The sequence below is a fragment of the Lacunisphaera limnophila genome, from assembly GCF_001746835.1.
Taxonomy (GTDB): domain Bacteria; phylum Verrucomicrobiota; class Verrucomicrobiia; order Opitutales; family Opitutaceae; genus Lacunisphaera; species Lacunisphaera limnophila.
Genome location: NZ_CP016094.1, coordinates 864438 through 888295, shown reverse-complemented (window position 1 = coordinate 888295; position 23858 = coordinate 864438). Strand labels below are relative to the sequence as shown.

Below are 23858 nucleotides of genomic sequence, written 5' to 3'. Positions count from 1 at the left end.
CAAGATTAGACTTTGAGCACCGGGGTGGCGGGGTTATCAAGGGGGCTACCCCTTTACCCCATGAACACCTCCATTACGACAATTTTGGCAGGGAAGAGCCGGGCATTGCACGCAGTGCCGACGAGTGTGACGGTCCTCGAGGCCGTCCAGAAAATGAACCAGCACAAGGTGGGCGCCGTCCTCGTGATGAATGGCGGCAAACTCGCCGGCATCTTCACGGAGCGCGATGTGATGACGCGCGTGATCGCCGCCAACTGTGATCCCAAGACCACGCCGATCGCCCAGGTGATGTCGGCGGACGTGCTCACGATCCCGCCGGCCACCACGGTGCAGCAGGTCATGGACATCTTCGCGGACAAGCGCTGCCGCCATCTGCCGGTGATGCAGGGAGACGAACTGGTGGGGCTAATCTCGATCGGCGACGTGTCGCGCTGGGTGGCCAACGCGCACCGGGCCGAGGCGGAATCGTTGCGGCAATATATTGCCGGCGAACTGAGCACGTGAAGTTCGTCGCCGGGCTGGTGTTGCTGGCGGCCGCCCTGCTCGGCGGCGGGTGCGTGGTGGTCGTGGCGACCGTCGCGACGGCCACCGCCCTCACCGCGACCACGATCAAGACCGCCGGCAAGGTGACGACCACCACCGTGGCCACCGGCGGGAAGATCGCGGCGGCGGCCGTGAGTTCCTCGGGCGACGTGACCGCGCTGACGATCGAAACGGCGGCGCAGCTGGCGCGCACCGGCATGGTGGTCCTTGTCGATGCGGGCAACGGCGCGGTCCACGAGCTGCCGTGGCGTGAGGGCCTCCGGCTCCAGCAGGCGCTGACGGCGAGCCGGCTGGACGCGGGTTTCAAGGCGGCGAAAATATTCCGGGCCGGCCGGGTGCTCGCGACGCGCCTGAACGACGCGCGGACCGGGTCCCCGGTGCCGGAATTGCGTCCGGGCGATGTAGTAGAATTGCTACGCTGACCTAGGGAATATCACTGGGCATAATGTCCTTGCGGGGGCCGAAGGGACGCCGGCTACACTGGCGGGACATGACCGAGCTTCCTGCCACCGCCAAGCGACCGATCAGCTCGACGCGGCCGGACATCGACTTGCGGGTGACGGCCGAGATGACCCGGTTGTTGTACCGGTCCGCCGGGTTCGGCCTGTTCTCCAACCTGGCGCTGGCGCTGATCCTCGTGGCGGGCGTGTGGACCTATTTTTCGTTGGGCAAAACCCTCGGGTGGCTGGCCGCGATCGCGGTGGTGACCCTGGCGCGGGTGGCCCTGAACTGGGCTTTCATGCGGCGGACCCGCACGGACGAAGAGGTGAAACTCTGGCGCGTGTGGTTCATGCTGGGGGTCGTGGGCGCCGGCCTGTTGTGGGGCGTCGCCGCGTGGCTCTTCCTGAACACCCAAGGCCTGCTGCCCCGCTGTCTGGTGGCCTGCATCATCATGGGCATGAACGCCGGCGCGGCCCGCTCGCTGGCCTCGGTGCCGGCGGCGTTCATCACCTACGTCTCCATCACCCTGTTGCCGCTCATCGGCGCGGTCCTCCGTTACCCGGAGGCGGGCAGCTGGACGCTGGCGTTCAGCGCCTTCACCTACGCGCTGTTCCTGATCAACACCGCGCGGATGCACTACCTCGACCTGCGGAAACTTTTCCGCCTGATCTTCGAGAACGAGGAACTGGTGACCACGCTCAGCGAGGCCAAGCAGCGCGCCGAGGCGGCCAACCTGGCGAAGACCGACTTCCTGGCCACCATGAGCCACGAGATCCGCACGCCGATGAACGGCGTCATCGGCATGCTCCAGCTGCTCGAGCTTTCCGCCCTGGTCGGCGAGCAGCGCGAGCAGATCGACATCGCGCACAAGTCGGCCAACAAGCTCCTGCACCTGCTCGACGACATCCTCGACCTGTCGAAGGTGGAGAGCGGCCAGTTCGACCTCGAGGAAACCGATTTTTCCCCCGCCGAGTTGGGCGAGGAGGTGGTGGAGCTGTACCGCTCCCCCGGCGAATCGAAGGGGCTCGACATTCTCTACCGGCCCGATCCCGCCCTGCCCGGGATCCTGTGCGGCGATCCCGCGCGGCTGCGGCAGGTGGTGCTCAACCTGATGGGCAACGCGGTGAAGTTCACGGAGCAGGGCCAGGTGGAGCTGCGCATCGATCAGGTGCGGGTCGACGCCCAGGTCGCCCTGCTCCGGTTCACGGTCAAGGACACGGGCATCGGCATGAACGAGACGACCAAGGGCAAGCTGTTCCAGAAATTCAGCCAGGGGGACAGCGCCCTCAACCGGCGCTACGGCGGCTCGGGGCTGGGGCTGGCGATCTCGCAGAGCCTGGTGCAGCGCATGGGCGGCCGCATCGACGTGCGCAGCTCGCCGGGCGTCGGCTCGGAATTCTTCTTCGAACTCCAGTTCCCGCTGGGCGTGCCGCTGGATCCGGCCCGGCCGGCCGCGCCGGCGGCCCCGCCGAAGGTGCCGCTCCTCGAGGGCCGGGTGCTGGTGGTGGAGGACGACTGGGGCAACCAGCGGGTGATCGAGATGCTCCTGCGGCGCATGGGGCTGGAGCCGCACATCGTGGACAACGGGGCCGAGGCGGTGGAACGGGCCGTGCGGGAGCCGTGGGACGCCGTGCTCATGGACATCCAGATGCCGGGCATCGACGGGTTTGAAACCACGCGCCGGATCCGGCAGCGGCTCGAGGGCCGGCGGCTGCCCATCATTGCCGTGACCGCCAATGTGCAGGCGGACACCCGGGCGGCGAGCGTCGAGGCCGGCATGGATGGCTTCATCGGCAAGCCGGTCCGGCAGGAGGAATTGCGCACCTGCCTCAAGCGTTGGATCAAACCAAATCCCTAAGCCGCCGGTTGTCTTTTGGGCGGAGCCCGGTAGGCTCGGGTCATGAATCCATCCCGTCTGCTTGCCCTCGCTCTGGCGTGCGGTGCCGTCGCCACCCTGTCTGCCAAAGTTGTCACCCGGTCCGTGGCCTACGAGCACGCCGGCGTGAAATTGGAAGGTTATCTCGCGTACGACGACGCGCAGGTGAAGCCTGGCGTGCCGGCGCCGGGCGTGGTGGTGTTCCCGGAGTGGTGGGGCCTGACCGCCTACCCGAAGGAGCGCGCCGAGCAGCTGGCGCAGCTCGGCTATGTGGCCTTTGCCGCCGACATGTACGGCGCGGGGGTCGTGACCGACGACCCGAAACGGGCCGGTGAGCTGGCGGGCCCGTTTTATGGCCAGCCGCTGATGGCCGAGCGGGCCCGGGCCGGCCTGGACCAACTGCTCGCGACCGGGTGGGTGGATGCGGCGCGCGTTGCCGCGATCGGCTACTGTTTCGGCGGCTCGACGGTGCAGGCGCTCGCCTACACCGGGGCGCCGCTGGCCGGCGTGGTCAGCTTTCACGGCGGGCTGATTCCCGTCCCGGCCGGCGCCGCCGCGACCACCCGGGCGAAGATCCTGGTGTGCCACGGGGCGGCCGACGGCTTCATCTCCGCGGACGAGCTGGCCAATTTCACCCGGGCGATGAACGAGGGGAAATTTGATTATCAATTCATCAGCTACGCCGGCGCGGTCCATGCCTTCACGAATCCCCGGGCGGATGAAATCGCCCGCCGGGCCGGGATCCCGATCGCCTATCACCCGGCGGCGGACCGGCGCTCGTGGGGCCACATGCGGCAGTTTTTCGATGAGATCTTCGGGGCAAGCCGGTGAGCGCGCTGACCTTTTACGCCCATCCGAAGTGCAGCACCTGCCAGAAGGCGCGGGACTGGCTGCAGCGCCACGGGCTGGCGGTTATCGAGAAGGACATCCGCACGACTCCGCCCTCGCTCGCGGAACTGCGGGTCATGCTGCAGGGGCAGGGCGGCGAATTGCGCCGGCTCGGCAACAGCTCCGGCATCGAGTACCGCGCCCTGGGGCTGTCGGCGAAGCTGGCCACGATGCCGGAGGCTGATTTCCTGCGTCAGCTGGCCGGCAACGGCATGCTGGTCAAACGGCCGTTCCTGCTCGGTGCGGGCGTGGCCCTGGTGGGTTTCCGGGAGCCCGCCTGGGCGGCGGCACTGCTCAAGCCATGAAACCCGCCGCGGACAACCGGATCGAGGTGCGGCTGCGGGAACTGGCGCAGTTGTTCAACCTGATGGATCCGTCGCCGTTCATTGAGCGGGACCTCGACGCCGATGCGGAGGAATTCATCGTGGGCTGGGCGCATGAGCTGCCGCATGCGCGCGAGCTCGAGCTGGTCATCCACCTGACGACGCCCCCCGCCCCGGACCGGGCGGCCGGCACGGAGGAGGCAGTCCGGCATTATTTTGCCAGCCGCGCGGATGTGAAGCAGCGCGAATTACGCCGGCTGTTGCGCCGCGGCCGGGCCAACCTGCTGATCGGGCTGCTCTTTCTGGCCGCCTGTTTTGCGCTGGGCGGGCTGGTCCAGCGTTGGCTGCCCGCCGGTTGGAATGAGTTCACGGAGATGGGTTTGCAGATCGTCGGCTGGGTTGCGATGTGGCGACCCTTGGAGATCTACCTCTACGATTGGTGGCCGCTGCGCAGCGACGAACGCCTCCTGCGTCGGTTGGCCCGGATGAAAGTGAGCCTGACTTCGCCGCCCGCATGAAAGCCGGTAATTTCGTGTAACTTCGCGCCGGTTGGCCGTGTTTTCAGCAGCACACGCCCATGAAATACTTCCTGCCCCTGCTGACCTTCGGTCTCTTCCTTGTTTCGCCGGGCCTCCTTGAGGCCAAGATCATCCGCACGGTCGAAAAGACTTTTTCCGTCCAGCCGGGTGGCCAGCTGAAGGCCGCCACCCAAGGTGGTAATATCACCATTCGCACCGCGGACATCCCGGAGGTGCGGGTGCTCGTGAAGCAGGTGATCCGCGCCTCGACCGAGGCCGAGGCCGATGAGATCCTGGCAAAATTATCCCTGACCCTGACGCAGTCCGGCAATGACGTGACCGCCGAGGCCAAATACGAAAAGCGCGTTTCGGGCAGCTGGTTTGGCAACTGGCCGCCGGTGTCGGTCTCCTTCGAGGTGACCGTGCCCAGCCACTACAACCTGACTCTTAATACCTCCGGCGGCGACATCGCGGTCGCGAGCGTGCAGGGGGATGTCCGGGCCCGCACCAGCGGGGGCAACCTGGCCTTCGAGCGTATTGACGGTGACATCGATGCCGGCACATCCGGCGGTGACATCACGATCAAGGAAGGCACGGCGCGGGCCAAGCTGCACACCTCCGGCGGGAATATCACCGTGGACCGGGCGGGTGGCCCGACCGAGGTTTCGACCTCCGGTGGTGACATCACGCTGCGCTCCGTGGCCCGTCTGATCAGCGCCTCCACCTCAGGCGGCGATGTGCGTGCCGTCATCACTGAGCCGCTCACGCAGGACACCGAGCTGGGCACCTCCGGGGGCGACGTGGAGGTTTCGGTGCAGAAAAATGCCGGGTTTCACCTGGATGCCAGCACCTCGGGCGGCGACGTGAAGGCCTCCGGCCTCACCATCACCCTCGAGCAGGGCGGCAGCGGCAAACACAAGCTGGTCGGCGCCGTGAACGGCGGCGGCCCGCGCCTGAAGCTGCGTTCCTCGGGTGGCGACATCGTGGTGCGCACGAATTAAGCCCCAGCCAATTTGTCAGAGTCAGTGTGTGTGTGGAAGCCGGCGCGAAAGCGCCGGCTTCCTCTTTTCCGGCGGGAGGGGGCGCAGCTAAGGGTTGTGCCGGGGCGCGGGGCGAAATACCTTGGGGCAGAATCATGAACCTGATCGACACCCACACCCACCTGGACTCCTTCGTCCGGCGCGGCGAGTTGCCGGCCGCGTTGCAGCGCGCGGCGGCGGCGGGCGTGGGCCGGATGATCACCATCGGGACGGACACGGACGACTGGACGCTTTATCGGGACCTGGCGCGGGATCATCCGGGGACCGTGGCTTATACGGTCGGGTTGCACCCTTGTAGCGTGGGGGAGGACTGGGCGGCGCGGGTGGGGCAGCTGGAAGCTTTTTGGGGAGGCGTGCGGCCGGTGGCCCTCGGCGAGACCGGACTGGACCGGTTTCACCTGCCGAAAGACAACCCGACGGAGGCGGAGCGGATCATCGGCTGGCAGAAAGCCGCCTTTGCCGAGCAGCTGGCCCTCGCGAAGAAATTGGGCTGTCCGCTGGTCGTGCATTCCCGCGGGGCCTTCGCCGAGTGCGTGGCGATGATCGATGCGGCGGGGGTGGAGTGGAGCCGCGTGGTGTTCCACTGCTTCACGGAGGGCCCGGCCGAGATGGCGGAGCTGGTGCAGCGCGGCGGCTACGGGTCTTTCACGGGTGTGCTCACCTACAAGAGTGCGGAGGCCGTGCGGGCCGCCGCCCTGGCCCAGGGTCTGGACCGGCTGATGATCGAGACCGATGCGCCCTACCTGACCCCGATGCCACACCGGGGGAAACCCAACGAGCCGGCGTACCTCCGGCACACGGCGGAGTTTGCGGCCGGGGTTTTCGGCGTGAGCTTGGAGCGGCTGGCAGAAGTCACGACGGCGAACGCGCAGCGGTTCTTCGCGATCTGATCGCGGAAACGCGGAGGAGCGAAATAAGGCAGGGAAAAGCAAAAGGGCCGGCGGATGGCCGGCCTCGATTCAGGGTTCCGTCCTTTCGCGTTTCCGCGATGGATCGGCTCAGGCCTCGTCGAATTTCTTCGCGAAGAGGGCCTCGAGGTCGGTCAGCATCTGCTCGGCGTCGGGGCCGGTGGCGACGAACTTGACGGTCGAGCCGCGGGCCGCGGCGAGCATCATCAGGCCCATGATGCTTTTGCCGTTCACCTGTTCGTCGTCCTTCTCCACGTGGACCTCCGCCTTGAATTTGTTGGTGACGCGCACGATCATGGCCGCCGGACGGGCGTGGATGCCCATCTTGTTCTGCACGAGGAGCTCCTTCGTGAAGGTCGGGTTGGCGGGAGTGGTGCTCTTTTCCATTGCGGATCGGTGGAACGGTCGGATTAAAGGTTAACGCAAAAGCCGGTCGAGCCCCGGCTTGCAACCACAAAGACCCCCGCATGCCCGCCTTCGCCATCATCGTGCCGTGCCGATTGGAGTCCACCCGCTTCCCGCGCAAGCTCTTGCATCCAATTAAGGGGAAACCGCTTGTGCTGTGGGTGGCCGAGCGCATCGCCGCCCAGGCCCCGGACTATCCGCTGTGGTTTGCGGTGGATCATGAGTTGCTGGCCGAATGCATCGAGGGGGCGGGATTCCGGGCGATAATGACCGATCGCAAGCACCAAAGCGGGACCGATCGGCTCGCGGAGGCCAACCGCACTGTCCGTGCCAGTTACGTGCTGAATGTGCAGGCGGACGAGCCCTTGGTGACCGGCGCGCAGTTGCAGGCCCTGGCGCGGCTCATCCAAGGCACCTGCCCGATGGCGACCCTGGCCACGCCCTTCAAGCGGATCGTGGATTTTTACAACACCAACCAGGTCAAGGTCGTGATGAGCGAGACCGGACGGGCGCTGTATTTTTCGCGGTCGCGCATGCCTTATTCGCGGGACCTGGGCCTGACGATCGACGATGCGTGGGTGCAGGCCAATCCCTGCTTCAAACACCTGGGCCTCTACGCCTACCGGGCGGATTTTCTGGAGAACTTCGTGCGCCTGGCGCCGGGCAAGCTGGAGCAGATCGAGAAGCTGGAGCAGCTCCGCGCGCTCGAAAACGGCTACCCGATCGCCATCGGCGTCACCGACGACCCGACCATCGGCGTCGACACGCCGGAGGATGCGAAACGCTTCGAGCAGGCGCTCGAGGCGCCATAGCCCGGTCCGGGACCGGGCAGAAAGCGAGCAGGCTTCAGGGCGACGGCTTTGCCCGCGCGGACAGGACCCGCAGGTAGCGCGCGGCGTCCTCGTGCCGGGGATTGAGGCGAAGCACCTCCTCAAATTCGGCGCGGGCGGCCATGGGGTCGTCGGCCATGAGATGATGCAGGCCCAGCCGCCAATGGAGGTCGACGCCGGCCGGATGGTTCCCGACCCGGGCGAGGGCATGGGTGAAAAAAGCCCGGGGGGTCGCCCAGTGGGCCAGTTGACGATGGGACGCGAGGGTCAGGCCGGTGAGCAGGAGGAGGGCGGCGACCCCGGTGGTCCGGAGTGACGCCTGCAGCGCCCGTTGCACCCCGCTGGCGCAGAGCAGGGCCAGGGCGAGGGCCGGTACGTAGGTGTAGCGATCCGAGGGGGTGAAAGGCAGATCCGTGACCCCGAGCACAAGGACGGCCAACGCCAGGTAGGCCACCCAGAGCGGCCCGGCTTCGGGCCAGCGGCGACGCAGCCGCCAGGCCAGGTACCCGATCAGCCCAAGGATCACCGGACTGGCCAGACCCCGAAAACCGCCGGCCGAGAACTCCCGGAAATCCACGTAGACCGGGGCTAGGTGCAACGGCAGGACGGTTTTCTCCGCATACCAGACCCAGACGGAAAAAGCCTGGCTGAGGCGAACCGGCAGGCCGGCTTCGGCCAGGTCGGCGGGACGGTTCCACACCTCACCGCTGGTCGTCAGGCGGGTGGTCAGCGTCAGTCCCAGCAGGAGGAAAGCGGCCAGGGCATAGGGTGCCAGACGGCGGGCGGCTTCCCGCAGCTGCATTCCCCGGGGGAGCGAGGCGCGACGTCGCGAGAGAAGATACAGGACGAGCAACAGCGCCGGGAGCGAAGCGGTGGCCGGGTAGCTCAACAACGAGATCAAAAAACAGCCGACCGCGGTCCAATGCCAGCCTGCACGCTCGTCCCGCAGGTGGCGCTGGAAAGCGAGCACCGCCAGCAGGCCGAAGCAGGTGGCGAGTGGATATCCGGCCCCGGAAATCCAGGCCACCGGCTCCACCCGAAGCGGATGGAGGGCCCACCCGAGCGTCCCGATCAACGCGGCCACCCGTCGGGTCCAGCTGGGTGCGGTCGCGGCGCGATCGTCGAGGAAGGCGATCGTGACGAAAAACAGCAGGACGGAATTCCCGGCATGGAGCAGCAGGTTGACGCCGTGGAAGGCGACCGGGTTGAGGCCGAAGCCGTCGCCGAGCAGGCGCCACAGCAACCAGTTCAGCGGCTTGTAGCGCTGCACGCTTTCCAGATCGGTGAACATCCAGCGCCACGCGCCCTCGGGTTGCCAGAGCGCGGGATTGTGCAGCAGGTTGACGTTGTCGTCCCAGATCAAGAAACCGCCGCCGAGGACCGGGGTGAAGAGGAGGAGCGGGCCGAGGGCGCAGACCGCGGGCAGCAGCCCCGGTCGCTCCAGCCAGCGGGTGAGGGTGGCGCGCATCAGGAGCGGAAAAGAACCACCCGGCGTCCTGAGCTCGCCGATGCCGTCCGGGTGGACAAAGATACGGTCGCGGGTTGAAGGCACGCGTGGTCGTTCACGGTGTAAGCTCCGCTCGATCCGGACAGGCCCTTTTGCATGACCCGGTTGATCACCAACGCCTGCGCCGAGCGCAAGCCACTACTGCCCGGCCCAGCCGGGACGGGATGCACGGGGCCCCGGCTCAGGCGCGGACCAACTCGGGTTGCCTGAGCTCTGCGTTACGGCCTGGAGCAGGCGGGCTGGACGGGGTGCCGGAGGTGGATTCGGCGGCCGGCTTGGCCGCGGCGCCCTCGACGAGGACAAACAACCGGGTGGCGATACTCTGCAATTCCACGGCCTGAGCGGAGAGTTCCTCGGCGGCGGCGGCGGTTTCCTCGGACTGGCCGGCGGTGGACTGCGTGGTCTTGTCCATCTGGGAAACGGCGTGCTTGATCTGGCCGATGCCGGTGGTCTGTTCCTCGCTGGCGGTGGCGATCTCAGCGACGAGGGTGTTGAGCTCGCGGCTCTTGCCGAGGATGTCGTCGAAGCTGCCGGCGACCTGGCTGCAAATGGCGACGCCATGGTTGGTGCGCTGGAGCGAGGCGGAAATCTGATCGGTGGTCTCGCGGGCGGCGGTGGCGGAGCGCTGGGCGAGGGCGCGGACCTCCTCGGCGACGACGGCGAAGCCGGCTCCGGACTCGCCGGCGCGGGCGGCCTCGACGGCGGCGTTGAGGGCGAGGATGTTGGTTTGAAAGGCGATCTCGTCGATGGTCTTGATGATCTTCGCGACGCTGTCGCTCGAGGCCTTGATGGAGTTCATGGCCTGCACCATGTCCTTCATCTGGTTGCCGCCGGTCTCGGCGGAGGTGCGGGTGGCATCGGCGAGCGTGCGGGCGTGGTGCGCGCCCTCGGAATTGCGCTGGGTCATGCTGGCCAGTTCCTCGAGCGAGGCGCTGGTCTCCTCGAGGGCGGCGGCTTGCTGACTGGAAGTGGCGGCGAGTGTCTGGCTGGCGCGGGCGATCTCCGCGGAGGCGCTGGTGGCCTGGAGGGCGCCGGCCTGCAGGTCCTCGGACATGCCGCGGACCGGCTGGGCGATGCGCGTGGCCACGAACAGGACGACGCCGAGCACGGCGAGCAGCGTGATCGCGCCGACCGTGAGGGAGGTGTTGCGCAGCGAGCGGGTGGTGGCGAGCACCGTGCCCTCCTGAATGGAGATGATCACGGACCACGGCGTGCCGGTGTGGCTGATCTCGATGGGGGCGGCGATGCGGAACACCGTGTCGTTGAGCGTGCGGGAAAAGGTGCTGACGATGAACTCGCGGCCGGCGGCCAGTTCGGGTAGTTTGGCTTCCAACCAAGGATCATGTTTCACGCCAGGATCGCCGAGGCGCTCGGTCTTGGGGTGGGAGACATAGAGGCCGCCGTGGGAAAAGGTCGCGGCGTAGCCGGTGCCCATGATCTTCTTGGCGCTCTGGCGGGTGGAGATCACGGCGAGGTCGATATCGATGCCGGTCACGCCGACGAATTTGTCCTCAATGATGATCGGCACCACGAGACTGGTCATGAGGACGTGCTTGCCCCCCGCCTCGTAGCGATAGGGTTCCATGATCACCTCGCGGCGGGTTTGGCGGGCGATCTGATAGAAGTCGCTGTTCGGGGCGCCCTCCACGTAGTCCTTCAGGGCCTCGCTGGCGATGATGCCGTCCTTGCGGAACCAGTAAGGAATGAAGCGGCCGGTCTGGTCGTGGTTGCGCTTGCCGGCGAAATCCTCGTCACGCTGGTCGAAGGCGTTGGGTTCCCAGCAGGTCCAGACGGCAAAGTATTCGGGATTCTGGGTGAGGATCTGCAAAAGCACGAGGGAGGCCGCCTCGCGATCCAGGGCGGTTTCGCCGGATTGCAAGCCGGCGTAGGTGGTGGCCAGGGTGCGGGCGGTCTCGAAGCTGCGGTTGAGGAAGGCCTCAACGTCGGCGGCCTCGTGTTGCGCGAGGGCTTGGGCCTCGGCGATGCCCTGGGCGCTGGCCGCATGGTTGTTGCGGTAGGTGATGATGCCGATCGTCAGACCGAGGCCGAGCACGACGACGGAGCCGATGAGCAGGATCATGCGGGCTTTGAGACCGGAGAATTTCATACGGAGTGGAACCGGCATGGATCGGCCGATTGCCCCGCTCATTGAGCAGAGATTTTCCGCCTGTTAGCCGTCATGGCGGCGGTTGTCCGGCCCGGTGCGTGGTGCCCATGGACGGCGCGATCCATTAAGGTGCTGGCCGATAGTGAAATAAGGCAGGCCACGGGCCGGCCACCTGCGTCTGGACCCGGCCAAGGGCCGGTCCGTTTACCAAGGTTAAATCTTCCCGGCTTTCCGCTTCTCGACGAGGCGATAGAAGTCCTCAAAGAGCGGATCGGCGTCGTTCGGGCCGGGGGCGGCCTCGGGGTGATACTGCACGGAGAACACGGGGAGTTCCTTGTGGCGCAGGCCCTCGACGGTCTGGTCGTTGAGATTGATTTCCGTGACCATGGCGCCCCGTGCCTCGAGGGAGGCGGGGTCGGTGGCGAAGCCGTGGTTCTGCGCGGTGATCGAGACCTTGCCGGTCTCGAGGTTCTTGACGGGCTGGTTGCCGCCGCGGTGGCCGAACTTGAGCTTGAAGGTGCGGCCGCCGAGGGCGTGCGTGACCATCTGGTGGCCGAGGCAGATGCCGAAGGTCGGGTAGTCGGGCAGCAGCGCGGTGACGGTCTGGTGGATGTAGGGCAGGGCGGACGGGTCGCCGGGGCCGTTCGAGAGGAACAGGCAGTCGACGCCGGCCTCCCGCACCTGCTCGTGCGTGGCGGTGGCGGGGAAGACGTGCACCTCGAAGCCGTGGCGCACGAGCTTGCGGAAAATGGTGTATTTCGCGCCGTAGTCGAAGGCGGCGACCTTGAACTTCTTCGCCGGCATCAGGGTCGCCCCGCCGGTGGTGCCGACCGGGAGATACTGCGTGTTGAAGCGGGAGGCGTCGTCGGCGCCCCAGATGTAAGGGGCCGTGCACGTCGTGTCCTTCACGTAGTCGCTGCCGGCCATGTCGTGCCAGGCGCGGGCGCGGGCCACGGCGTCGGCGTCGGTCAGCGGCAGGGTGGAGAGGCAGCACTTCATGGCGCCGTCCACGCGGAGTTTTTTGGTCAGGGCGCGGGTGTCGATCTCGCTGATGCCGGGGATGCCGTGCTTCCGGAGATAGGCGTCGAGGGACATCGTGCTGCGCCAGTTGCTCACGACCGGGGAGATCTCGCGCACGACCAAGCCGGAGCACTTGGGGGCGGAGGATTCCTCGTCCTCGGCGTTGATGCCGTAGTTGCCGATCTGCGGCGCGGTCATGGTGACGATCTGGCCGAAATAGGAGGGATCGGTGACGATCTCCTGGTAGCCGGTCATCGAGGTGTTGAACACGCACTCGCCGGCAATGGTGGTGGCGGCGCCAAAGGCGACGCCCCGGAACACGGAACCATCTTCGAGGGCGAGGATTGCGGGCTGGGCGGCAGGCATTAAGGACGGACGAAAAAGGGTTCGCCCGCCGCTGCCAAGCGGTTTCCGAGGAATAGTGCGTCCAGTGCCGCAAACGCGGCTCAGGACGGGGATTGCGCGGGGGTGCCGGCGGCCATGATGACCCGGATGATCTCGGTGGCCTGGATGGGTTTGGTGATGTAGTCGTTCATCCCGGCTTCGAGACAGCGTTCGCGGTCGCCGACCATGGCGGCGGCGGTGAGGGCGATGATGCGGAGGCCGGCATAGGCCTCGCCCGCCTCGCCGCGCCGGATGCGACGGGTCGCCTCGTAGCCGTCCATCTCGGGCATCTGGCAATCCATGAGCACGAGGTCGTAACGGTCGCGCTGCAGGGCCTCGAGGCAGGCGAGGCCGTGGCCGACCATCTGGGGTTGGTAGCCGAGGCGACGCAGGAGACCGAGGATGAGTTTTTGGTTCACGGCGTTGTCCTCGGCCACGAGAATGCGGAGGGGGACCAGCTGGCCGAGGGCCGGGTCGAGTTGCGACGGGGGCCGGGCGGGTTCGGCCGGTTTGGGCTCCGGGGTCTCCGTGGGGGCGAGGGTTTGGGCCAGCGAGCGGTGCAGGGCCTCCAGCAGCAGTTGCTGGCGGAGGGGCTTCGTGAGGATCACGTTGAAATGATCCATCGGGTTGAACGGCCGCAGGTCCTCCCGGCTGATGGACGAGAGGAGGATCAGGGGCAGCTGGCTGCGGCCGGGGAGGTGATGCAGGCGTGCGGCCAGTTCCACGCCGTTCATGTCCGGCATCATCATGTCGAGCACGGCCAGGTCGAAGACATCGTGCGTGCGCACGTAGTCGATGGCGGCGGCGGGATGCTCGAAGCTGAGGCAGCTCACGCCCCAGCGCTGCAGGAGGCTGGTGAGGATGCGCCGGTTGGCCTCGTTGTCGTCGACCACGAGCGCGCGGCGCCCGGCGAGGGCGACGGTGGGTTCCACGGGCTCGGGCGGCTCGAAGGCGTCGGTCGGGGCGGCCGTGGGCGTGGCGGCCAGGGTGAGGGTGAAGCACGAGCCTTGGGGGGAAGAGGCGGTGAGCTGGATGTCGCCGCCGAGCAGCCGGGCGAGGTTGCGGCTGATGGCGAGGCCCAGGCCGCTGCCGCCGTATTTGCGGGTGGTGGAGGAATCGGCCTGGCTGAACGGCTTGAACAGCCGGTGGACGCGGTCGGGCGGGATGCCGTCGCCGGTGTCACGGACGCTGATGGCGAGGCGGGCAGGTTCGCCACCGGTGCCGGGCGCAAAACTGAGGCGCACCTCGACCTCGCCCTGGCGGGTGAACTTGATGGCGTTGCCGACCAAGTTGAGCAGGATCTGGCGCAGCCGGACGCCGTCGGTGAGGATCCAGTCGGGCACGTCGCTTTCGATCCAGTGGAGCAGCTCGATCTTCTTCTCGTTGGCCTTGCTCCAGAGCAGGTCGAGGACCTCCTCGACGGCCCGGCGGACGCACACGGGGTGGCAGTCGGATTCCATGGCCCCCGACTCGATCTTGGAGAAGTCGAGGATGTCGTTGATCAGGGTGAGCAGCGATTCGCCGCTGGCGCGGATGGTGCCCAGCCAATCGCGCTGCTCGGCGTTCAGCGGGGTGTCCTGGAGCAGGTTGGTGAAACCCAGGACGCCGTTCATGGGGGTGCGGATCTCGTGGCTCATGACGGCGAGGAACTCGCTTTTGGCGCGGTCCGCCGACTCGGCGGCTTCCTTGGCCTGGCGCAACTCGGCCTCGGCTTCCTTCTGGCGGGTGATGTCGGAGTGCGTCCCCACCATGCGCCGGGGCTGACCCTCGCCGCTGAAAATGGCTTTGCCGCGCAGCAGGGCCCAGACCCAGGAACCGTCCTTGTGCACGATGCGGTATTCGCAGTGCAGGATGGGCGAATGCTGGCTCAGGTGGTTGGCGATGGCGGATTCGACGAGGGTGCGGTCGTCGGGGTGGATGCGATCCATCCAGACCTCGCGCCGGCAGGGCAACTCGTCGGGCGCGTAACCCAGCTGGCTCTTCCAGCGGGGCGAGAACCAGATGGTGTCGGCCTCGATCGACCAGTCCCAGACGCCCTCATTGCTGCCGGCGACGGCAAGTTGCCAACGCTCTTCACTCGCGCGCAGGGCGCGTTCGGCCTGTTTGCGGGCGGTGGCATCGCGATCCATGCCGAGGACAAATTCACGCCCGTCGATGATCAGCAGGCTCGTGGAGTATTCGATATCGAAGATGGTTCCGTCCTTGCGCTTGTGTTGGGCGAAGCCCTCGGCGCGCAGCGTCTGGCGCATTTCACGGATATGGGAGTCCCGAGCGCGGAAGGCCCAGGGCGTGGCCTCAATCAGGTCCACCGACTGGCCGATCAGCTCCTCGCGGGTATAGCCGTGGAGTTCGCAGGCCAGCGGGTTGCAATCCACGATCTTGATCGGGATATCCGGGTCATGCGGGTCGAAGAGCATGATGCTGAGGGGGGCGTTGTCCCAAATGGCCTTCAGCTGAACGAGCGAGGTTTGGATGCGGCTGTCCTGGGTCCGGCGCCGCCGGTCCGCCGCGGCCAGCGAGCCGGCATAAACCAAGGCGGCCAGCGTCACCGCGCTGCTGCCCAGGACGAAGACCAGCACCGAGACGGAGGTCGAAAGGCCGGCCAGCAGCGGCCAGAGGCCGGCGAGTCCCCCCATCAGGGCCAGTCCGCCCGCCACGAGCACGAGCCGTCCGAAGCGTTCAGGTGCTCGTGAGGTGGGAGTGATGGCCGAGACGGCCTGGGGTAGGGGAGGCATGACTTGGTCGAGGCACCCGGGTTTGGTGCATCAACCCTCCCTATCGGCACAATCCCCGCGGCGCTTGCTGCAAATGTGTGTTTCTTAATCAAAAAAGCCCCGCCGGGTATTCATTTATATCATTATCATGAAATGACATAGATAACAAACAAGGAGCGATGGGTCCCTGATGCCCGGGCCGCGCCGCCGTTTGACAGCCCCGCGCAACCGGGTACATCCACTACCGCACAATGTCGTATACCGAAGATCGTTCCGTCTGGTTCGCGGGCCAAGGACTCTGGTCCCATGTACCGGAAGCCGACTGGCAAGACTGGACGTGGCAGTTGAAGAACCGGCTCACGAGCATCGAGCACCTGGAGCGCTACATGACCCTGACCCCGGAAGAGCGGGCGGGCTGCCTCTTTGCCAAGGACAAGCTGGCGTTGGCGATCACGCCGTACTTTTTCAACCTGATTGACCGCACCGACCCGCACTGTCCGATCCGCAAGCAAGTCATCCCGCGGAGCGACGAGAGCGTGATTTCATCGGGCGAGATGCTCGATTCGCTGGGCGAGGATGAGCATTCGCCCGTGCCGGGCCTGGTGCACCGTTATCCCGACCGCGTGCTTTTCCTCGTGACCGACCGCTGTGCCGCCTACTGCCGCTATTGCACGCGCAGCCGGCTGGTGAGCAACGCGCAGGACTATAACTTCCATCCGGAGTACGAGCAGGCCTTGCGCTACATCGAGGCGCATCCGGAGATCCGCGACGTCCTGCTGTCCGGCGGCGATCCGCTGCTGCTGTCCGACAAGAAACTCGAGCACCTGCTCGGCCGCCTGCGGGCGATCAAGCACGTCGAGTTCATCCGCATCGGTTCCCGCATCCCCGTTTTCCTGCCCCAGCGCATCACCCCGGAGCTCGCCGAGATCTTCAAGAAACATGGCCCGATCTGGATGAGCATCCATGTCAACCACCCCAAGGAGGCCACGCAGGAGCTCAAGGACGCGTGCGAGCGCCTCGCCTTCGCCGGCGTGCCGCTCGGCAACCAGAGCGTGCTGCTGAAGGGCGTGAATGATGACGCCGAGGTCATGAAGGCGCTCGTGCACCGCCTGCTACGCATGCGCGTGCGGCCTTATTACATCTACCAGATGGACCTCATCACCGGCGGCGCGCACTTCAAGGCCGACGTCCGCAAGGGCATCGAGATCATCCGGGCCCTGCGCGGCCACACCACGGGCTACGCGGTGCCGCAATACGTGATCGATGCGCCAGGCGGCGGCGGCAAGGTCCCGGTCAATCCCGACTACGTCGAGCAGATCACCGACGACGAGGTCGTCTTCCGCAATTTTGAGGGGAAGCAATTCCGGTATCCGCTCAAGGCCGAGCCGGTGACGGAAAAATCCGCCGGCGTGGTCATGCCGGCGGAGATCCACCTGTAGGCTCGGTCAAAGGCCGGCCCGGCTTTAGTTCATCGCGAATGTCGTGGTGACGGTCGCGATGATGGTCTTCTCCAGCGCCGAGGTGTCGTTGTTTCCCTCCCAGCTGGTGGCGGAGGAGTAGAGCGGGTTGATCTGCACGACGCCCATTTTGGCGTCGCGCAGTTCCTTGATGCGACGGCCCCCTTGCGTGGCAATCTGCTCGGCGCGAGAGCGGGCGTCCTTGGTGGCCTCGGCCATCATTTCCACCTTCGCCTCGCCAGCCTTGGTGTAGATGAACTCAAACTCGCCCGACATGAACGCCACGTCCTGTTGCAACAACTCGCCGGATTCGCCGGCGAGTCGCGGCAGCAACTCGACATCCGCCGAGTGCACCTCGATCGACTGCGTCAGCCGGTAACCGACCCGCACACTGGTCACGGTGTCATCGTCGTCCTGGCGCTGGCGGGCGGTCAGTTCGCGGATATGGATCGGGGAGGCGGCGAAGCCCTTGATCTCGCGCTGGGCGAAGAAGGCGGAAACCTTGTCGTGATCCGCCCGCAGCCGCTGCTGGGCTTCGAGCAGAGTCGGGGCTTCGACGGCGTAGCTGGCGCGCCAGACGACGAGGTCGGAGCGCACATTCTTGCGGGCGGAGCCCGTGACATGGATGACCTGGGACTCGGCGATGCGGGTCCAGGCGTTGGCGAGCACGAGGGCGGTGAAAACCAGTCCGGCGGCAAGCGCGAGACCGGCGAGCACCCCAAAGAGATGGGGGCGGGAGACGTTCGAGGGATTCATGATTTCGTAAGTTTATAACGAGGCGGGGCACGCCATCGTGCCCTGAAATCAGAACCTTGCCCGTGCGTAACCAACTGGTCCCCAGCGCTAAGCGCCAGAGAATTCCCAAATACTTATTCACAAAGAATCTTGGCGGAAAAATTCAACGTTTCCGGGATCAGCTGCGTCTATCCTAACGACATCAGTGCGCGTTCAACGGAACGAACATTGTTTGTAGTTCTTACGGTTTGCTTGGTGTTAGGTCATGCAGGGCGTCCTTCACGGGGCGCCCTTCATGATTTCTGGGGTTCGCGTGTCGCCTGCGGGGCCGCCACGCCTCCACCGAAAATAATCTGAAATCGATTCAACGTTCCGCGCGATGCCGCGTCTGTCTTAGTAGTTCTTACGGTTTGCTTGGTGTTAGGTCATACAGGGCGTCCCTCACGGGGCGCCCTGCATGATTTACGGGGTCAGGGATCGGTCCCCGACCGGGCGCCTAGAAACTCCAAGTCGCCGTCAACTTGCCTTCCGTCGAGGGGGCCTTCGTCACCAGGTTATTGTGCGAGAAGTTAGGGTCGGCCCCGATGAAGTAGTCCTCGCCGAACAGGTTCTCCACACCCAGGCGCAGGGCCAGGGGGCCGTGCGCCCAGTGCACACTGCCACGCCAGACCACGGAGGCTGGCAGGACCAGGGTGCGCTCGAAATTGTGGTAGAAGGCGTGGCTCCAGACCGCGCCGACCGAGAGCCCCCAGGCCGGCGCGACCTGCCAGGCGACATCCAACTTGGCCTGGGTCTCGGGGGTGCCGGGGTAGACGAGCGACGGATTGCGCGCCGGGGTCGGGGTGACGCCGGCGTCAAACGAGCCGGACTCGAGGGCGATGCGTTCCGCGGTGGCGTAGCGGGCGCGGAAGCCGAGCGGGTCAAGACGGAAGACGCGCTGCGAGCCGGCGGAAGCGATCACGTTGAGCCGGTCGGTGGGTGCCCAGGTGAGCTCGAATTCGACCCCGCGGCCCCGCAGGCGCTCCGCGCGGTTTTCGCGGTCGTTGAAGCGGGCGTTCTCCCACTCATAGGCGGCGAGACCGGCAAAGAGACGGCCGTTGGGCCGGGCGAACTTGGCGCCGAGTTCCTTGAGCTCGGCCGAGGCGAAGTTACTCCGGCTGTTCACGGTGCCACCCTGGCCGGGCTGGAGGGCCGTGCCGCGCTGGTAGGTGGCGTACAGCGAGGAGTCGGAACGCACGCGCCACAGCATGCTGAGCGAGCCGGAGCCATGGTGCTTCTCCCCCTCGCGCTCGGCGGCCAGCCGCTGGGCCAGGGTCGCGCGGCCGACGGCCTTGGGCAGGTCGGCGCGGTAGTTCACGGATTCCGCGCGCACGGAGAGGATGCTGTCGAATTGCTCCGTCCACTTGGTCCGGGCCAGACCGAAGAGCGCGCCCTGCCAGAGGTCGGATTCGGTGCTGCCGCCGATGCTGGTGGACCACAGGTTGCGGCCGTTGGGATCGAGGTCGGTGCCGGCGGGCACCTGGCTGTTGGCGGAGATCACCGGCCGGGTGATGTCCCGGCGGTTGAACGGCTCGGCGGCGAAGTCCTGCAGGGTGCGGCCATAGCTGTAGCGCACTGAAGCGCCATAGGTCAGGGTGGTGTCGGCGGGTTGGACCTCCCGCTGCTCCACGAGCAATTTGTTCTCGATGACCAGTTGCTCGGTGGCGACCGCGTACCCGTAGCTGGAGTGCTTGTCGGTCGCGATTTTCTCCACGAGGGATTTCCACGTCACGGTGCGGTCGGCGCTCGCCGTGGAGACGAGATCGAGGAACCAGAGGAAATCGCGGGCGTCGGCGTAGTCATCCGGATCGGCCAGCACAGTGGCGCCGTCGATCGACTCGGTCAGGGCCTCGCCGCCGGCGGCGAAGTAGGCGCTGGTGTAGCGATAGCCGCCGTCTTGGCCGCGGCGGTCCTCCATGAGCGCGAGCAGGCCGGGGGCGATCCTCGCCTCGGCGGTGGCCGCGGGCAGGATGAGGGCGCGGAAATTTGCGGGCTGGCCGGTGAAGGCGCCGGGGAAGGTGATGAGCGACTGGTCGGCGAGGCCGCCCCAGGCGGAGCTGACAATGTTCTGCGGCTCGCCGATGAGGTACTCGCCGCGGTCGATGAGGTCCTGCGTCACGCGGTTCCAGCCCGGGTTTTCGTTGCTGTGGAAATCGTAGTATTCCGCGCCGGTGAAGAGGCGGAGGTGCGGGGTAAGCTGAACCTTCAGCGCGCCATAGGCGGAGACGTAGTCGTTGCCGACATTCCGCCAATAGCTGCCCGAATCCTGGGCCGTGAGGGAGACCCGGTAGGCGGCCGGCCGGGTGCCCAGCAGCACCGGGCTGCCGTAGTCGAGCTGGGCGCGCCGGTGCGCGTGCGAGCCCAGCGTCAGGGCCAGCGTGCCGCGGGCGCGGTCAAAGTAGGGCGTCTTCGGGATGAAGTTGGCGTAGCCGCCCTCGGGCACCGGGCCGAGGTGTGATGGCGCGGGGCCCTTCACCAGGTCCAGCGCCTCGAGCGAACCGAAGGATACCGGCATCTCGTTGCGCTGGTAGGCGCGCGCCATGCCGTTGAAGAACACGCTGGCCTTGACGCCACGCAGGTACGGCGTGCCGGCGATGCCGAAATAATTCGCCGTCTGCGTGCCCGCCCCGATGCGGCCGAGATCACCGAGGCCCTGCAGGTCGAAGCGGCGCATCAGCTCGGGCGTGAGCACGGTCACCGAGCGCGGCAGGTCGAGCACGGAGAGCCCGGGGCCGAACACCGAGTCCACCGGGCGCGACGTGGGCAGCACTTCGCCGGCGCGATACGCGGCGCTCTCGGTGATGATGAATTTCTCCAACACGGTGACCTCGCCGCCCGCGGGCGGGTTCGTCTGCGCGGCGGCGGGGGCCGCCAGCAGCAGGGCGCCGGTCAGGAGCGTGGAAGCGGAGGTCCTCATCAGGAAAAGGCGCATCTCGCCACGCACCCCGGGGCTTGTCCATGCACAACTGGACGGAGTGTATGATATAAACCAGACCGGCGGGCCGGCTTGGTTTCCATCAGAGGACCCACTCAGGCGTGATGGGGCACAGGGGTTGGGGCCGGCTGCAACCCGGCCGCCGCCGCCTGGCGCCGGTCCTGGGCCAGCAAGGTGTAAAAAGCCGGGACCACGAAGAGGGTGAAGAGCGTGCCGATGCTCATGCCGGTGGCGATGACCAGGCCGATGCTGAAGCGGCTCTCAGCGCCGGCGCCGGTGGCGCGGAGCAGGGGCAGCACGCCCAGGACCATCGCGGCGGTGGTCATGAGAATCGGACGCAGGCGCACGGCGGCGGCGTGCTCGGCGGCCTGGCGGATCGTGAGGCCCTGTTCCGCCTGGAGCTTGTTGGCGAACTCGACGATCAGGATGCCGTGCTTGGTGATGAGGCCGACGAGGGTGATGAGGCCGACCTGCGTGTAGATGTTCAGCGTGGCGAGGCCGAAGAACAGGAACACCATGGCGCCGGCGATCGAGAGCGGCACCGACATCATGATGATGAAGGGATCGCGCCAGCTCTCGTACTGCGCGGCGAGCACGAGGAAGATCACGATGACGGCGAGGACGAAGGTCGCCAGCAGCGAGCTGCCCTCCTGCATGAAGACGCGGGAATCGCCGTTGTAGTCGATGGTGAAACCCTGCGGGAAGAACGTGGCGGCCTCGGCGCGCAGCCAGTCGAGCGCCTCGCCCTGGGCGACGCCGGGGGCGGGGGCAAAGGAGAGCGTGGCGCTGTTGAGCTGCTGGAAGCGGCGCAGCTCGCGCGGCTGCACGACGCTTTCGGGCGTGGCGATGCTGGCGAGCGGCACCAGTTCGCCCTTGCTCGTGGAAATATAGAAGTCGCCGAGCTGGTCGGGGTTGAGGCGGGCCAGGCGGGTCACCTGCGGCACGACCCGGTAGGCGCGGCCCTCGATGGCGAAACGGTTCACGTAGCCGCCGCCGAGCATGGAGCCGAGGTCGGCGCCGAGCTGCTGCATGGTGATGCCGAGGGCGGCCGCCTTCTCGCGGTCGATCGTCAGGTTCACCTGCGGCTGGTCGAACTTCAGGTTCGTGTCACCGAAGACAAACAGGCCGCTGCGCATGGCGCGCTGGAGCAGCTCGCCCGAGATCTCGGCGACGCGCGGGTGGGTTTCCGTCGAGCCGATGACGAGCTGCACCGGGAGGCCGCCGGCCGAGCCCGGCAGGGACGGGCGCAGGAACGTCGAGATGCGGGCGCCGGCGATGCGGCCGAGCTTGCCCTGGATTTCCTGCTGGAGGACCTGGGCGCTGCGGGTGCGCTGGCTCCACGGCTTGAGGCGCCAGCCGATGAAGGCGCCGTTGGGCCCGCCGCCGCGGCCGACGATGACAAAGGTCTCGGCGGTTTCCGCGGGATACTCTTCCCGGATCAGCTTCACCACCTCCCGGCTGTACAGGAGGGTCTGCTCGACCGTGGCGGTGGGCGCGGCCTCCAGGCTCATGAGCACGACGCCGCTGTCCTCCGACGGTGCCAGCTCGCTCTTGGTCAGGAGAAAGAAGGGAATGATCGAGGCGAAGACGAGCGCGGCGACGAGGAAGATGGCCGCGCGGGTGTTGAGCGCGCCATGGAGGAACCGCTCGTAGGCAGACTGCAGGCGGTCGAAGGTGCGGTTGAGGAAAGCCTCGAAGCCACGGGGGTTCGGGTTGTGGCGCAGGATGCGCGAACACATCATGGGCGAGAGCGTGAGCGCCACGAAGCCGGAGATGATGACGGAACCGGCGAGGGTGAAGGCGAACTCCCGGAAGAGCGCGCCGGTCAGGCCGGTCTGAAAACCCACGGGCGCATAGACGGCTGCGAGGGTGATGGTCATCGCGATGATGGGCCCGACCAGCTCGTGCGCGCCCCGGAGGGCGGCGGCGACCGGTGTCAGGCCCTCCTCGATGTGGCGGTGGATGTTTTCCACCACCACGATGGCGTCGTCGACGACCAGGCCGATGGCGAGCACCATGGCGAGGAGCGTCAGCAGGTTGATGGAAAAGCCGAGGGCGAGCATCAGCGCGCAGGCGCCGACCAGGGAGAGCGGGATGGCGACGATCGGGATGAAGACCGAGCGGAACGAACCGAGGAAGAGGTAGATGACGATGATGACGATCACCATGGCCTCGATGAGGGTCTTCATCACCTCGGAGATGGAGTCGTTGATGAACTCGGTGAAGTCGGCGACGATCTTGCCCTCGAGGCCGGGGGGGAGCTGCGCCTGGATCTCGGGCAGGGCGGCGCGGATGCCCTTGATGACGTCGATGGCGTTGGCGGTCGGCAGGGCGGAGATGCCGATGAAGACGCCGTTCACGCCCGAGAAGCTGACCTGCGAGTCGTAGTTCTCGGCGCCGAGCACCACGTCGGCGATGTCGCGCAGGCGCACGATCTCGCCGTCGTTCTCGCGGATGATGATGTCGCGGAAACCCTCGACCGAGCGCAGGTCGGTCTGGGCGGTGAGGTTGACCGTGAGCATGGAGCCCTTGGTCTGGCCGACGGCGGAGAGGTAGTTCTGGGCGGCGAGGGCGGCGCGGACCTGGGCGGCGCCGAGGCCGAGGGCGGCCATGCGCTCGGGCTTGAGCCAGATGCGCATGGCGAAGACGCGGCCGCCGAGGATGTCGGCCTTCTGCACGCCGGGCACGGTGGAGAGCTTGGGCTGGACGACCCGCGTGAGGTAGTCGGTGATCTGGTTGCTCTGCATCGTCTCGCTGCTGAAGCCGAGGAAGGCGGAGGGCGTGGTCTCGCCGACGGCGACATCGAAGACGGGGTCCTCGGCGCCGGCGGGGAGCTCGCCCTTCACGCGGTTGACCTTGGCGGTGATCTGCGTGAGCGCGTCGTTGGGGTCGTAGTTGAGGCGCAGGCGGGCGGAAATCGTGGCGCTGTTCTGGCGGCTGATGGACTCGACGTAGTCGATGCCGTCGGCGGAGGAGATTTCGCGCTCGAGCGGCGTGGTGACGAAGCCGCGCACGAGGTCGGCGTTGGCCCCGGGGTAGGCGACGCTGACCGTGACGACGGCGTTGCTGGTGTAGGGGTACTGGCGGACGACCAGGGCCGAAATCGCCTGCCAGCCCGCGATGAGCAGGAAGAGGTTGAGGACGGTCGCGAGAATCGGCCGCCGGATGAAGATCTCGGTGAAGTTCAT

General features: G+C 66.8%; 18 protein-coding genes. 10 read left to right on the top strand and 8 right to left on the bottom strand.

Translation table 11 applies throughout. The annotated features are described in order from the left end of the window. The first annotated feature begins 60 nt into the window (after positions 1–60). From Verru16B_RS03725 to Verru16B_RS03690, 8 genes are all read left to right on the top strand, one after another. On the top strand, positions 61–504 hold the full coding sequence (locus Verru16B_RS03725) for a CBS domain-containing protein (protein WP_083270078.1): 444 nt from the start codon (positions 61–63) through the stop codon (positions 502–504). Beyond that, a complete protein-coding gene (locus Verru16B_RS03720; RefSeq protein ID WP_069961026.1) occupies positions 501–965 on the top strand; it encodes a hypothetical protein in 465 nt (154 codons plus the stop codon). The genes Verru16B_RS03725 and Verru16B_RS03720 overlap by 4 nt, the downstream gene beginning before the upstream one ends. A 68-nt stretch (positions 966–1033) precedes the next feature. Beyond that, positions 1034–2842: an ATP-binding protein gene (locus tag Verru16B_RS03715; protein ID WP_069961025.1), complete on the top strand. Its 1809-nt coding sequence runs from the start codon at positions 1034–1036 to the stop codon at positions 2840–2842. Between the two features lie 42 nt (positions 2843–2884). Continuing rightward, complete coding sequence (locus tag Verru16B_RS03710) at positions 2885–3691, top strand: dienelactone hydrolase family protein (protein ID WP_069961024.1); 807 nt, start codon at positions 2885–2887, stop codon at positions 3689–3691. Next, entirely contained in the window at positions 3688–4053 is a 366-nt protein-coding gene (locus Verru16B_RS03705; protein ID WP_083270076.1) for an ArsC/Spx/MgsR family protein, read from the top strand. Before Verru16B_RS03710 ends, Verru16B_RS03705 begins: the two co-directional genes overlap by 4 nt. Then, a complete protein-coding gene (locus Verru16B_RS03700; protein WP_069961023.1) occupies positions 4050–4589 on the top strand; it encodes a hypothetical protein in 540 nt (179 codons plus the stop codon). The genes Verru16B_RS03705 and Verru16B_RS03700 overlap by 4 nt, the downstream gene beginning before the upstream one ends. A 59-nt stretch (positions 4590–4648) precedes the next feature. After that, positions 4649–5590, top strand: a complete 942-nt coding sequence (locus tag Verru16B_RS03695; RefSeq protein WP_069961022.1) for a DUF4097 family beta strand repeat-containing protein — start codon at positions 4649–4651, stop codon at positions 5588–5590. 134 nt (positions 5591–5724) lie between these two features. Continuing rightward, complete coding sequence (locus Verru16B_RS03690) at positions 5725–6519, top strand: TatD family hydrolase (protein ID WP_069961021.1); 795 nt, start codon at positions 5725–5727, stop codon at positions 6517–6519. A gap of 108 nt (positions 6520–6627) precedes the next feature. Here Verru16B_RS03690 and Verru16B_RS03685 read toward each other — a convergent pair whose 3' ends face one another. Next, positions 6628–6924 (bottom strand): HPr family phosphocarrier protein, encoded by a 297-nt coding sequence (locus Verru16B_RS03685; protein ID WP_069961020.1) that lies wholly within the window; start codon positions 6922–6924, stop codon positions 6628–6630. An 80-nt stretch (positions 6925–7004) separates the two neighbouring features. Here Verru16B_RS03685 and kdsB point away from each other — a divergent pair, with 80 nt between their 5' ends. Then, complete coding sequence (kdsB, locus tag Verru16B_RS03680) at positions 7005–7754, top strand: 3-deoxy-manno-octulosonate cytidylyltransferase (RefSeq protein ID WP_069961019.1); 750 nt, start codon at positions 7005–7007, stop codon at positions 7752–7754. Between the two features lie 34 nt (positions 7755–7788). On the opposite strand, the gene Verru16B_RS03675 is transcribed toward kdsB, so the two are convergent. From Verru16B_RS03675 to Verru16B_RS03660, 4 genes are all read right to left on the bottom strand, one after another. Next, entirely contained in the window at positions 7789–9324 is a 1536-nt protein-coding gene (locus Verru16B_RS03675; protein WP_157772178.1) for a hypothetical protein, read from the bottom strand. Between the two features lie 136 nt (positions 9325–9460). Continuing rightward, positions 9461–11386 carry a methyl-accepting chemotaxis protein gene (locus tag Verru16B_RS03670; protein WP_069961017.1) on the bottom strand — a complete coding sequence of 642 codons (1926 nt, stop codon included), beginning with the start codon at positions 11384–11386 and terminating at the stop codon, positions 9461–9463. A 213-nt stretch (positions 11387–11599) separates the two neighbouring features. After that, a complete protein-coding gene (carA, locus tag Verru16B_RS03665) occupies positions 11600–12772 on the bottom strand; it encodes a glutamine-hydrolyzing carbamoyl-phosphate synthase small subunit (RefSeq protein WP_069961016.1) in 1173 nt (390 codons plus the stop codon). Positions 12773–12852: 80 nt separating this feature from the next. Beyond that, positions 12853–15525: a response regulator gene (locus tag Verru16B_RS03660; RefSeq protein WP_083270074.1), complete on the bottom strand. Its 2673-nt coding sequence runs from the start codon at positions 15523–15525 to the stop codon at positions 12853–12855. A 230-nt stretch (positions 15526–15755) separates the two neighbouring features. Between Verru16B_RS03660 and Verru16B_RS03655 the strand changes: the two genes are divergently transcribed. Further along, positions 15756–16943: a KamA family radical SAM protein gene (locus Verru16B_RS03655; RefSeq protein ID WP_069961014.1), complete on the top strand. Its 1188-nt coding sequence runs from the start codon at positions 15756–15758 to the stop codon at positions 16941–16943. A gap of 24 nt (positions 16944–16967) precedes the next feature. Here the strand turns inward: Verru16B_RS03655 and Verru16B_RS03650 are convergent, their stop codons facing one another. The 3 genes from Verru16B_RS03650 to Verru16B_RS03640 all read right to left on the bottom strand — a co-directional run bounded on the left by Verru16B_RS03650 (position 16968) and on the right by Verru16B_RS03640 (position 23858). After that, positions 16968–17717 carry an SIMPL domain-containing protein gene (locus Verru16B_RS03650; RefSeq protein WP_069961013.1) on the bottom strand — a complete coding sequence of 250 codons (750 nt, stop codon included), beginning with the start codon at positions 17715–17717 and terminating at the stop codon, positions 16968–16970. A 475-nt stretch (positions 17718–18192) separates the two neighbouring features. Continuing rightward, on the bottom strand, positions 18193–20652 hold the full coding sequence (locus tag Verru16B_RS03645; RefSeq protein ID WP_157772176.1) for a TonB-dependent siderophore receptor: 2460 nt from the start codon (positions 20650–20652) through the stop codon (positions 18193–18195). 113 nt (positions 20653–20765) lie between these two features. Beyond that, a complete protein-coding gene (locus Verru16B_RS03640) occupies positions 20766–23858 on the bottom strand; it encodes an efflux RND transporter permease subunit (RefSeq protein WP_069961011.1) in 3093 nt (1030 codons plus the stop codon).

Coding starts and splice junctions, on each gene's coding strand:
- Verru16B_RS03655 (WP_069961014.1), top strand. CDS start 15,756: ATGTCGTATACCGAAGATCGTTCCGTCTGGTTCGCGGGCCAAGGACTC.
- Verru16B_RS03685 (WP_069961020.1), bottom strand. CDS start 6,924: ATGGAAAAGAGCACCACTCCCGCCAACCCGACCTTCACGAAGGAGCTC.
- carA (WP_069961016.1), bottom strand. CDS start 12,772: ATGCCTGCCGCCCAGCCCGCAATCCTCGCCCTCGAAGATGGTTCCGTG.
- Verru16B_RS03725 (WP_083270078.1), top strand. CDS start 61: ATGAACACCTCCATTACGACAATTTTGGCAGGGAAGAGCCGGGCATTG.
- Verru16B_RS03715 (WP_069961025.1), top strand. CDS start 1,034: ATGACCGAGCTTCCTGCCACCGCCAAGCGACCGATCAGCTCGACGCGG.
- Verru16B_RS03700 (WP_069961023.1), top strand. CDS start 4,050: ATGAAACCCGCCGCGGACAACCGGATCGAGGTGCGGCTGCGGGAACTG.
- Verru16B_RS03690 (WP_069961021.1), top strand. CDS start 5,725: ATGAACCTGATCGACACCCACACCCACCTGGACTCCTTCGTCCGGCGC.
- Verru16B_RS03710 (WP_069961024.1), top strand. CDS start 2,885: ATGAATCCATCCCGTCTGCTTGCCCTCGCTCTGGCGTGCGGTGCCGTC.
- Verru16B_RS03645 (WP_157772176.1), bottom strand. CDS start 20,652: ATGAGGACCTCCGCTTCCACGCTCCTGACCGGCGCCCTGCTGCTGGCG.
- Verru16B_RS03670 (WP_069961017.1), bottom strand. CDS start 11,386: ATGAAATTCTCCGGTCTCAAAGCCCGCATGATCCTGCTCATCGGCTCC.
- Verru16B_RS03695 (WP_069961022.1), top strand. CDS start 4,649: ATGAAATACTTCCTGCCCCTGCTGACCTTCGGTCTCTTCCTTGTTTCG.
- Verru16B_RS03650 (WP_069961013.1), bottom strand. CDS start 17,717: ATGAATCCCTCGAACGTCTCCCGCCCCCATCTCTTTGGGGTGCTCGCC.
- kdsB (WP_069961019.1), top strand. CDS start 7,005: ATGCCCGCCTTCGCCATCATCGTGCCGTGCCGATTGGAGTCCACCCGC.
- Verru16B_RS03660 (WP_083270074.1), bottom strand. CDS start 15,525: ATGCCTCCCCTACCCCAGGCCGTCTCGGCCATCACTCCCACCTCACGA.
- Verru16B_RS03640 (WP_069961011.1), bottom strand. CDS start 23,858: ATGAACTTCACCGAGATCTTCATCCGGCGGCCGATTCTCGCGACCGTC.